Annotated in this window: 9 protein-coding genes; 5 read left to right on the top strand and 4 right to left on the bottom strand. The window is 68.8% G+C overall.

Features of this window, described 5'->3' with window-relative positions:
* The first annotated feature begins 242 nt into the window (after positions 1–242).
* Positions 243–713 (top strand): UPF0158 family protein, encoded by a 471-nt coding sequence (locus tag AB0K07_RS29615; protein ID WP_363760536.1) that lies wholly within the window; start codon positions 243–245, stop codon positions 711–713.
* Between the two features lie 254 nt (positions 714–967).
* Positions 968–1,732, top strand: coding sequence for an alpha/beta hydrolase (locus AB0K07_RS29610; RefSeq protein ID WP_363760533.1), 765 nt, complete (start codon positions 968–970; stop codon positions 1,730–1,732).
* A gap of 246 nt (positions 1,733–1,978) precedes the next feature.
* Here the strand turns inward: AB0K07_RS29610 and AB0K07_RS29605 are convergent, their stop codons facing one another.
* Positions 1,979–2,992: a WGR domain-containing protein gene (locus tag AB0K07_RS29605; RefSeq protein WP_363760530.1), complete on the bottom strand. Its 1,014-nt coding sequence runs from the start codon at positions 2,990–2,992 to the stop codon at positions 1,979–1,981.
* A 112-nt stretch (positions 2,993–3,104) separates the two neighbouring features.
* Positions 3,105–3,641 (bottom strand): GNAT family N-acetyltransferase, encoded by a 537-nt coding sequence (locus AB0K07_RS29600; protein WP_363760527.1) that lies wholly within the window; start codon positions 3,639–3,641, stop codon positions 3,105–3,107.
* Between the two features lie 55 nt (positions 3,642–3,696).
* Between AB0K07_RS29600 and AB0K07_RS29595 the strand changes: the two genes are divergently transcribed.
* Positions 3,697–4,305, top strand: a complete 609-nt coding sequence (locus AB0K07_RS29595) for a TetR/AcrR family transcriptional regulator (protein WP_363760524.1) — start codon at positions 3,697–3,699, stop codon at positions 4,303–4,305.
* A 657-nt stretch (positions 4,306–4,962) separates the two neighbouring features.
* On the opposite strand, the gene AB0K07_RS29590 is transcribed toward AB0K07_RS29595, so the two are convergent.
* Together AB0K07_RS29590 and AB0K07_RS29585 are read right to left on the bottom strand one after the other, a co-directional pair.
* A complete protein-coding gene (locus AB0K07_RS29590; RefSeq protein ID WP_363760521.1) occupies positions 4,963–5,250 on the bottom strand; it encodes a nucleotidyltransferase family protein in 288 nt (95 codons plus the stop codon).
* Between the two features lie 322 nt (positions 5,251–5,572).
* A complete protein-coding gene (locus AB0K07_RS29585) occupies positions 5,573–6,604 on the bottom strand; it encodes a helix-turn-helix domain-containing protein (RefSeq protein WP_363760518.1) in 1,032 nt (343 codons plus the stop codon).
* A gap of 84 nt (positions 6,605–6,688) precedes the next feature.
* Between AB0K07_RS29585 and AB0K07_RS29580 the strand changes: the two genes are divergently transcribed.
* Together AB0K07_RS29580 and AB0K07_RS29575 are read left to right on the top strand one after the other, a co-directional pair.
* Complete coding sequence (locus tag AB0K07_RS29580) at positions 6,689–7,105, top strand: DUF6010 family protein (protein WP_363760515.1); 417 nt, start codon at positions 6,689–6,691, stop codon at positions 7,103–7,105.
* Between the two features lie 527 nt (positions 7,106–7,632).
* Complete coding sequence (locus AB0K07_RS29575; RefSeq protein WP_363760511.1) at positions 7,633–9,792, top strand: APC family permease; 2,160 nt, start codon at positions 7,633–7,635, stop codon at positions 9,790–9,792.
* The last annotated feature ends 308 nt before the right edge of the window (positions 9,793–10,100 follow it).

Genomic DNA, 10,100 nt, shown 5'->3' with positions numbered 1-10,100 from the left:
CACCACCTCCCACCGTGAACGATGAGAGACAGCCTGCCGGACGAGTCCTCAGAACCGACGGATTACACGATCAACGTTCAAAGACGAGGCACTAGCCGTAACGACGGTTTCCTACTTCCGCCGATCACGAGGAGACGGTTACGACTGATCGCCACACCTCCCCCAGCCAGGTCATCCTCAACTGCCGATGGTCGCGCTGTCGCTGGTCGAAGCGCGGATGGAAGCGGGTTTATGGTGGCGGGATGCTTGACCTGAGCAGGCTAGACCTGGAGGAGATCGCCACCGCGCTCGAGGACCAGACCGACTACGAGCACCGATGGCTGATCAACCCGCAGACCGGTGAGATCGTGGTCTGGACGACGGACGGCGGCATCGACGGACAAACGCCCGTCGACCTTGAGGACCTTGACCTGGTCGGCATCGACCCGCTGCCGTCCTACGTCTGGTATCAGGACATGGTCGACTTCGCCAAGGGGATCAGTGACGCGGCGGCCGGCCGCAGACTGGCGCGGGCTATCCAGGGCAAGGGGGCCTTCCGCCGGTTCAAGAACGAGTTGCACGAGGAGTATCCGCACCTGCTGCCGGCGTGGTACGCCTTCCGCGACGTGCGCGCAAGGCGGCGGGCGGTTGAATGGCTGGTCGACAACTCGCTGGTCGACGACGAAACGGGCGAGCGTTTCGTGGCCGAGCACGCAGCTCCCGACCTTCCCTGAGCTGACGCCGGTGCCGCGCGACTTCCCGGACGACGAACGCACGCATCTGCCGCGAAGCGCTCGTCACGGAAGGTAACCGGATCACGGGTGCCTGCATCCGGACGTGCCGATGAGCGCCCAGCAAGGTGTCCGCTGGCATGATACGAGCTCTGGATAGTCGTGATGACGTACCGTCGCCGCGCGGATCGTCCGTCCTGGGCTGGCGGCGTCCTGGATCCGGCGCCGATGTGGCACGGCCGACACGAGGAGGCATCGTGAAGGTGATCTCGAAAGACGGCACGTCGATCGTGTACGAGCGGCAGGGCACCGGGCCGGCGCTGGTCCTGGTTGGTGGGGGCCTGGACGACGGCTCCGAGAACGCCCCGCTTGTCCCGGCGCTAGCCGAGCACTTCACCGTCTACAACTACGCCCGCCGTGGCCGCGCCGGCAGCGGAGACACCGCACCGTACGCGGTGCAGCGGGAGATCGAGGACATCGCGGCGCTTATCGCCGAGGCCGGCCCACCCGTTTTCGTGTACGGCGTCTCGTCCGGCGGAATGTTCGCCTTGGAGGCCGCCGCGGCTGGGCTGCCGATCGACAAGCTGGCGGTGTACGACGTCCCGTACGACCCGGACCCCGACTCTGCGCCCCACTACGACGAGTATCGGCAGCGCCTCGCCGCGGCCCTCGCGGCGGACCGGCGCGGCGACGCGGTGGCGCTGTTCATGAGGCTCGCCGGCTCGTCCGAGACCGACCTCGAGCGCGCCCGCCAGTCGCCGTACTGGCCGGGCCTGGAAACCCTCGCCCCGACGCTGGCCAATGACGCCGCCCTGTACGGCCCGCCGCCGGCCGACCGCATCGCGACGGTCACCCAGCCGGCGCTGATCGCCACCGGCGAGCACAACGGCTTCTTCGCCCCCGCGGCGGACGCCGTTGCCGCGCTCCTCCCGAACGCGGTGCGCCAGACGTTCGCCGGCCAGGGACACGTAGCCTCCCCGGCGGTCGTCGCGCCCGCACTGCACCGCTTCTTCACCGCCTGACCGCCGTTCCCTGCCCCGACCTTCTGACTATCCACGCTGAACGACATCGTGAACGTCCGGCCGACTCGTCGACCCCGGCGTATACCCGACTCGCAGCCCGCTCAGGACCCGGGTAGCGCATCGAAGCCGCGATAAGCGAGTGCCCGGATCTGCCGCGATCCGCGCGTTACGCAAGGTGACCTCGGACGCTGCCGATCGGTGTCCGGAACTGCCGAGATGAGGGCCTTGCTAGTCCCGCCGGGGCAGCTATTTCGCAGGGTGGGAGTCGAGCAGGAATCTGTCTAGGTCACTGGGCGCAGCGAGATTGGTTGGGGTCAACCGGCGGACGTCACCGCGAAAGGACCGGACTTCCAGCCAGCTGTCGGGTGCAGCTGCCGCGAGCTTGGGCACCAGGGTGTCCAGGCGGACACGTTGGTACACCTTGAACGTGCGATCGCGCTCGGGGTAGGGGCCCTGGATATCGAAGCGCAGGTCGACGACCGGATGCGGTCGACGGGCCCAGTCGCTGTACGGCAATGCCCCATGCCCGCGGATCCGGGCGTCAACGAGGACCTCCGCATCAGCGTCGCCGATCTCGCAGTCATAGATCGGGAAAGCGGTGGCCACCCTGGCCGCAATCGTCGGGTACCCGACGGCGGCTTGACCCAGCGCGGGCGAGCAAAGCAGCGCGTGGCTGAACGGCCCTACTGGACGGGCAAGGGCGATCTTGTGGTGCGATCGCCCGTCGAAGGGCAGGTCGCGAACGGTAACGACCGTCTCCAGGAACCCCGCGACGGCCTCCGGCCGATGCGACGATTCGCGAACGTTGAACGCGAGAGCGCTGCGGCCTTCGTCACGCAAAACCAGGTAGTGGTAGAACCCCCTACCCGGAGACGCCGGATAGATTCGCGCGTGGCAAACCACGTCACGGAACCCCTCCACGGGCCGATACTGCGGTCGGGGAAGCCCGTAAGCCGGCTTCGCTTCCGCGTCGGCAATGGTCTTTACCACGAGCGCGTCCGGGTCGCCGATCGGTGCAGGTAGGCCGGCCACCTCAAGGAAACCCTTGCGAAGCTGCCCCATGATCTTCTTCTCGACGTGCGACTTCGCGTGACGCTCATCCAGCAGTGCCACGGTCGTCGACCCGCCACGACGGCTACCGTCACGGCCCCAGCTGATGTGGCAGCGGATGCCTTCCTGACGAATCTGCCAGAACTCACAGGCACCGTCCTGGACCCGCTCGAACCGCCGCCAATTTCCCACCCGAGGCCCGCCTTCCATGCCGCAGCGACCCTACCAACGAAGCACGCTCATGCCGCGAAGCGCTCGTCACGGAAGGTAACCGGATCACGGGTGCCTGCATCCGGACGTGCCGATGAGCGGATGTCGGCTCTTACCTGACGATTGAGCTTGGATGGTCCAGTTCGAGGGTCCAGGTCTGGCCGACGAGGTCGTGGCCGAAGCTGCGGTGTGGTTCCTCGTCGGTGAGGGTGAACCCGAAGGCCTGGTAGATCCTGCGTGCGGACACGAGCACGTCGTTGGTCCATAGGACGACCCGTCGGTAGTGGGCGTTGCGGGCGAAGGTGAGGCATTCGTCGACCAGGCGGGTGCCGATGCCGAGGCCGCGGGAGGTCGGAGTGACCAGCAGGATACGCAGCTTGGCCGTTTCGGGTTCGTCGCCCGAGACCAGAAAGACGCATCCGGCCCGTTCGCCGTCGACTTCGGCGATCCAGGCCGCTTCGCGAGCCGGGTCGTGGCCGATGGCGAAGTCGGCGACGATTCTGGCTACCAGCGCCTCGAAGTCGATGTTCCATCCGAACTGCCGGTCGTAGATCTCACCATGGGCCATCACCACCCAGCCCAGGTCGCCGGGGTGGTCGGCTCGGCGCACGGTCACGTTCGCCGGCGGCTGGTTCAGCTGCGCCATCATGAACCCCTCCCAAGGGTACTGACACGACTGTTTCAGTGGAGGGTAGGCTACGCCCGTGTTCGAGGAGACGACATTCGCGTCCGCGCGGAAGATCGAACTGCTGGAAGCCGCCTATCGGTACTCGCTCACGCACGGCCTGGCCGACCTGTCACTACGCCCGCTGGCTGCGGCGATCGGCTCCAGCCCCCGGGTGCTCATGTTCCTGTTCGGGAACAAGGACGGCCTGTTGCGAGAGTTGCTGGCACGCGCCCGCATCGACGAACTTGCGATGCTCGACCACATCCAAGAGCCGAGCAACACGACGGCCATCGGCCTAGCCGCCGCCATCGAGCGCCTCTGGGCGTGGCTCGCCGCCGATGAGCATCGGCAGTTGCTGAGGCTGTGGGCCGAGGCGTACACCCGCTCCCTGATCGAACCCGACGGAGTGTGGGGTGGCTTCGCCGCCACCACGGTGAGGGACTGGCTTGCCGTCCTCGCCGCATGCCAGCCCCCGCGCGAGAGGGGCAGCGAGAAGGGCGCCGCCCGCCGCACCCTTGCCCTCGCCATACTCAGAGGCGCCCTGCTCGACCTGCTGGCCACCGAAGACCACGACCGCGTCACGGCCGCGGTCCACCACCAACTCGCCCTGTTCCATCACCGACGTGCCGCAGCACCCCGACCCTAACCACCTGCGCCGTCATGATCACGAGCGCGGATCTGCCGCTGTCCGCTCGGGATAGGCTTGGGATGCCGCGATGAGGAATCGCTATCGTGCTCGGTTCCAAAGCGGTGACGCGGCCGACGCGTCCAGGACTGCTCGCTCGAGTGTCACTGCAGCTTGCCGGTCCTCCGTCACAGCCCATCTGATATGCAGGTCGGCCCACTGCAAGGCGTCTTGCGCCCAAGCCGCCGCGCGCTTGGGCTGGCCGCCGATGAGCTGCTCAAGGTGCTCCTGCACGAAGGTGGCATCGGCAAGGGCCCGATCCAGGACGGCTTCTCCCAGCCCACTGACCGCTGCCTTCCCACGGCGGTACACCGTGAGCCGTCCTCGAAGTCCTTGGCCACGACGCTCGCCGGCCATGCCCACGTAGACGAGACCGCCTGCTGCCCCTTGCCGAGCGAGGTACACGCCTGGGAGACGCGGCGCCGAGACAGCCGCATCGTGGAAGGGTAGCCACGGCGACCACTTTGCAAGGGCTGCGACTACGTCGTTGGCAAACACCGGACCAGCATGCCGCAAGTGCAAACGAAGCGAACCTCTGGAGGTATCGCGCTCTCATGCCGCGACGATGGCACCCTGCGATCAGCAGGTCGACCCGGGCAGCGGGCTTCGGACGCCGGCTCACGTCACGACGCGGACACCGGGCCAGCGTTCGGTGGGGCGGTGGCGGGCGAGTCGTTGCCGCGAGATCTCCGGGCTGGCCCTGGTCAGGTTGCGCCGCCACACCCCGTCGAGCAGGTCGTCGAGGCCGTGCGGCGCGCATACCGTGATCTGGTCATGCGCGTCGAGGCGTACGGCCACGGCAGTTGCGTACTCGGGCCAGGTGGCGACCGCGTCGGCGATGGTGCGCAGCGGCGCCACCCGGTCGCCGCCGAACTTCGCCGGATACCAGGTGTGCACGGCGGCCATGATCAGGTCAGGTTCCCCAGCGTCGGATTACTTCCGCAGCGCTCGCTGCCGCGCCGCCAGCCGAGACATCGCTCCCTCTCGGGACCTGAGCCAAGCCGAGTTGCGCCAAACCGATGGCGCCCAGATCAGAGGTGACCACACCCTCGCTGTACGAGCGTCGGGCCTCCTGCCCAGTGACCGCCCGGACTGCACCCAGCACGGCATCTGGCGGCCGCGAACCGCGACCTCGCCCGTACCGCTGCGCCAGGCTTCCTCGACTGGGTACGCCAGCGCGCAATCGCGGAGCCGGGAGCGAACCGCTCGCTGCATTAGAAACGACCGTTCACCCGCATTCACCAGAAGCCGCGGCGCTCTCCTTCCGGGAACGGTCAAAGACGGTGGACCGTGGTGACCCGCCTTGCGCCACCCGCGATTGTCGCCGCTCGGCGGGTCGGAAGGCGGCGCGGTAGACGCGGGGCGGTACACCGACGACCTGGCGGAAGGACTCACGGAACGCCGTCGGTGAGGCGAAGCCGACGAGCGTCCCGACACGTTCCACTGGCTGGTCGGTGCGTTCCAGCAGTTGCTGCGCGCGGCGGATCCGCTGCCGGTTCAGCCACCGCAGTGGCGTGGTGCCGGTCTGGTGTCGAAAGTGCCGACTGAGAGATCGGGTGCTCATCGCGGCGTGCGCGGCGATGTCGGCCAGGGTGAGCGGACGGTGCAGGTTGTCGGTCAGCCAGGCCAACAGCGGTTGCAGACCGTTCTCGGCCGGCGGGGGCGGCTCGTGTGCGATGAACTGTGCCTGGCCTCCCGCGCGCTCCAGCGGCATGACGCAGCTCCGCGCGGTCTCGGCCGCGATCGCGGCGCCGTGGTCGCTGCGCACAATGTGCAGGCACAGGTCGAGTCCGGCCGCCGCGCCCGCGGAGGTGAGCACGGGTCCGTCCTCGACGAACAGCACCTCGGGGTCGACGGTGACGTCGGGCCAGCGGCGGGCGAGCTCGGCTGCGGCGGCCCAGTGGGTGGTGGCCCGGCGACCGTCGAGCCGCCCGGCGGCGGCCAACAGAAAAGCACCCGTGCAGATCGACACCAGCCGGGCCGCAGTGGCGGAAAGAGCTTCCAGTATCCCGACGTTCACCGCCTCGCCGAGGTCGGCCATTCCCGGTACGACAACCGTCCCGGCCTCGGCCAGCGCAGTGAGATCGTGCGGCACCCGAATGTCGACCGCGCCGGCGTGTACCTCGTCCGTGGCCGCACAGACGCGGACCCGATAGGCCGGACGGCCGTCGGCCAGCCGCACCCGACCGAACACCTCCACCGGCACGGCCAGGTCGAACGGGACGACACCGTCATAGGCGAGTACCACCACATCGTGCATGGGAACCATCCTGGCGCGAATCCGTCGACCGTCGGCTCGCCGCCCCCTGTCAGGGACACCGGCCCGGCCCTAGATTCGACCGCCATGACCATCCTCGTGCCCCTGCTCCTCGGCGCCCTGTACGTGAGCCTCAACGCGCTGATCCGCGAGCCGCACCGCCGCCACGTCAACGCAATCATGGTGGGCGGTGCCGGAGCGGCGTACCTCAGCGGCGGTGGTCTCGGGGCATGGGAGTTCCCCTTCGTCGCCCTGATGGTCTACGTCGCATGGCGGGGACTGAGGTCCTGGACATGGATCGGCATCGGCTGGCTGCTGCACACCGCCTGGGATGTCCTCCACCACCGGAAGGGAGCCCCGATCATCCCGTTCGTGCCCGGCTCGTCGCACGGCTGCGCCATCTGCGACCCCGTCATCGCGCTGTGGTGCCTGACAGGCGGCTGGTCGGTAACGGAACAGCTGCACCGCCTTCGCCCGCGACACCCCGAGCCGGGTGAAGGCTAGGCCTACCGCCGCTACCCGGAATCAGACGTGATCACGTCCAGGATCAGCCAGCGGGACCTGACCCCACCGGCCCCGCTCGCTACTGCTGACCGCTCACCACGGAGACCTCGCCACGTCTCGACCTTCAACCTCACCGAGGTCGAAGGTCGAGTGCCTGGAGCCGGCCGGTCGCGCAGTGCCGGTCCGTCCCGCGCCGGTTGACCCGACCTCTGGCACGCGTAAAAGGGCAGCGGTTCGATGCAGACGAGATCCAAGTCGTCGAGTGGGCAGGTCGCGAGCGGTCGGCCCGCCGAGCCGGTCCCCCCCGCCGCCGGACGCCGGTCCGCTGCCGCCCTGACCGCCTCTCTCCCGGAAAATGTGGCTATTCCGGGTGCCGACAACCCCTCTTTCCAGGAAAGTGCGGGATGGGGCTGAGCCCGCGCGGACGGGGTCGAAGGGGGCGGGCGTGCATGGGCGAGCAGGGCGGGAGCGGCCGCGGCGGAGGACGCCCCGAGCCGACCGCCCGACCCAGCGTCACGCTCAGCCCGTTGGCAGAATATCCACCGCTGACCGCCGACGAGGTGAACGTCCTTCGCGAGATCGGCCAGCGTTGGGGATCAGCGTTCCGGGACCGGCGACCGCGGCAGACCGAGCTGCCATTGGACCCCACACTCGGCCGGTACCCGCCCACGCCGACCCCGACCCGCTTCGGCCGCCTCGCCCCGATCGAGATGTTCCGGGCGGAGAAGCCGGACGAGCTGGTGGCGACCGTGCGGGCCGGCATACCCGAGTCGAGGCTGGGGCGGGCGCTGGCCCGGGTAAGGCGGGTCGTCCTGGGCCCGCCCCTGACCAGCGCCGCCCTTCTGTACGAACGGATGCGCAAACTCGTCGCCCTGCCAGTGCTCTCCTCGGACCTGCTCTCCTCGGTGGCGTACGGCCCGGAGGCGATGCTGACCATCCTCGCGCTCGCGGGCAGCTCCGCGTTGGGCCTGTCGTTGCCGATCGCCGCCGCGCTGGTGGTGCTGATGATCGTCGTCGGGCTCTCCTACCGGCAGACCATCCCCGCCTACCCGCACGGGGCCGGCTCCTACATCGTGGCCAGCGACAACCTAGGTCGGCGGAGCGGCCTGGCCGCGGCAGCCGGGCTGATGATGGACTACATCCTCACGGTCTCGGTCTCCGTGTCGGCCGGCATACACGCGGTCACCTCGGCCCTGCCGGCGCTCACCCCGCTGACCGTGCCGCTCGGACTGCTGATGATCGCGGTCCTGCTCGCCGGTAACCTGCGGGGCGTACGCGCGGCGGGAACCATCTTCGCCGCACCGACGTACCTCTTCCTTGGCGCTATGGTCCTGCTGCTCGGCGTCGGACTGGCGCAGGTGGCGGGACGCGGTTTCACCCCGACCCCCCCACCCCCGGTCCCCGCCGTCGAGGGGTTGAGCCTGCTTCTCGTGCTGCGCGCCTTCTCCTCCGGGGCGACCTCGATGACCGGCATCGAGGCGGTGTCCAACGCCGTACCCGCCTTTCGTGCGCCGGAGTGGCGCAACGCCCGTACGACGTTGACCTGGATGGTCAGCTTGCTGATCGTGATGTTCGCCGGGCTGATGGTGCTGATCCACCTCGACGGGGTGGTGCCCAGGCCGGAAGAGACCGTGCTCTCCCAGCTGGCCCACCGGACATTCCCGACCGGCCCGTGGTACGTCATCATCCAGGCCGCCACTGCGCTCATCCTGCTGTTTGCCGCCAACACGGCGTACAACGACTTTCCGCGGCTGCTGTTTTTCATGGCCCGGGACGGCTACGCACCCCGCCGCTTCCTGCACATGGGTGACCGGCTCGCGTTCAGCAACGGCATCATCGCCCTGTCCGTCGGGGCGGGACTGATCTTCTTCGCCTTCGGCGGCAAGACGCAGTCGCTTATCCCGCTCTTCGCGGTCGGCGTCTTCCTGGCCTTCAGCCTGTCGCAGGCCGGCATGGTGGTGCACTGGCGGCGGGTGCGGGGGCGGCACTGGCGCCGGCGGCAGGCGGTCAACGGGGTGGGTTCGCTGCTGTGCGCCCTAGTGATGCTCACCGCCGCGATCACCAAGTTCGCCGCGGGCGCCTGGGTGGTGGTGATCGTCGTGCCGGCCATCATCCTGCTGGCCCTGGGGATCCGCCGTCACTACAACACCGTGGAACGCGCGTTGCGGCTGCATCCGCCGGCGACCACCGCCCGGAAGCGACTGGTCCCGACGCCCGCTCAGCCAGCCAACGGCGCAACCGGGAACGCCGCCACACAGGAAACCGAGGAGAGCCCGCAGGAGGTACGGCATCTGGTCGTCGTGCCGGTCGCCCGGTTCGACCTGGCCGCGCTGCGCGCTCTGGCGTACGCCGCCTCGCTCGGGTCGACGGCGTTCGCCGTACACATCAGCCCCGACGAGGAGGAGGCCGACCGGTTCCGGGAGCAGTGGGAGAACTGGGGTGACCATCTGCGCCTGGAGATCATCGTCTCGCCGTACCGGGCGATCATTCCGCCGCTGGCGCATTATTTCGCCACACTGCACACGCTGCGGCCAGACATCTCGCTCACCGTGGTGCTGCCCGAGATCGTGATCCGGCACCGCTGGCACGAGCTGCTGCACAGCCGTACGCCCCAGCGGCTCCGGCGAGCCCTGCGCCACCTTCCCGGGATCGTCATCACCAGCGTGCCGATCCATCTTTCCGAGTAACGCAGGACCACCAGCACCGTCTGCCGGACGTGGCGCCCGCCGGTCATCAGAGGCGGCCGCAGAGCAGGCGGTTCGGCAAACCCGTTTCCGGGCTCTTGACCACCCCGGCGGTCGACGCGGCCACCTTGATTCCAAGCACGAGCAGTCCTGCTGAGCGGCTTGCCGCACGCCCGTCAGCCCGTACGTGTGTCGGCTGCGCCAACCGAATCTGATGCTACGTTCGGCGACGGCCTCTTCTGCCGCCGTCCGTGCGCGCCGCGCGTTGCCGGTCGCGACAGCCTGTAACGCCGTGCTGGCGTTGTCGGCGT

This window comes from Micromonospora sp. NPDC049301 (genome assembly GCF_040678715.1).
Taxonomy (GTDB): domain Bacteria; phylum Actinomycetota; class Actinomycetes; order Mycobacteriales; family Micromonosporaceae; genus Micromonospora.
This window is presented reverse-complemented; position numbering and strand designations above follow the sequence as displayed.

What these genes read in the sequence shown, in the direction of transcription:
- AB0K07_RS29615 (WP_363760536.1), top strand. Translation starts at nt 243, where the DNA reads ATGCTTGACCTGAGCAGGCTAGACCTGGAGGAGATCGCCACCGCGCTC.
- AB0K07_RS29600 (WP_363760527.1), bottom strand. Translation starts at nt 3,641, where the DNA reads ATGATGGCGCAGCTGAACCAGCCGCCGGCGAACGTGACCGTGCGCCGA.
- AB0K07_RS29590 (WP_363760521.1), bottom strand. Translation starts at nt 5,250, where the DNA reads ATGGCCGCCGTGCACACCTGGTATCCGGCGAAGTTCGGCGGCGACCGG.
- AB0K07_RS29585 (WP_363760518.1), bottom strand. Translation starts at nt 6,604, where the DNA reads ATGCACGATGTGGTGGTACTCGCCTATGACGGTGTCGTCCCGTTCGAC.
- AB0K07_RS29605 (WP_363760530.1), bottom strand. Translation starts at nt 2,992, where the DNA reads ATGGAAGGCGGGCCTCGGGTGGGAAATTGGCGGCGGTTCGAGCGGGTC.
- AB0K07_RS29580 (WP_363760515.1), top strand. Translation starts at nt 6,689, where the DNA reads ATGACCATCCTCGTGCCCCTGCTCCTCGGCGCCCTGTACGTGAGCCTC.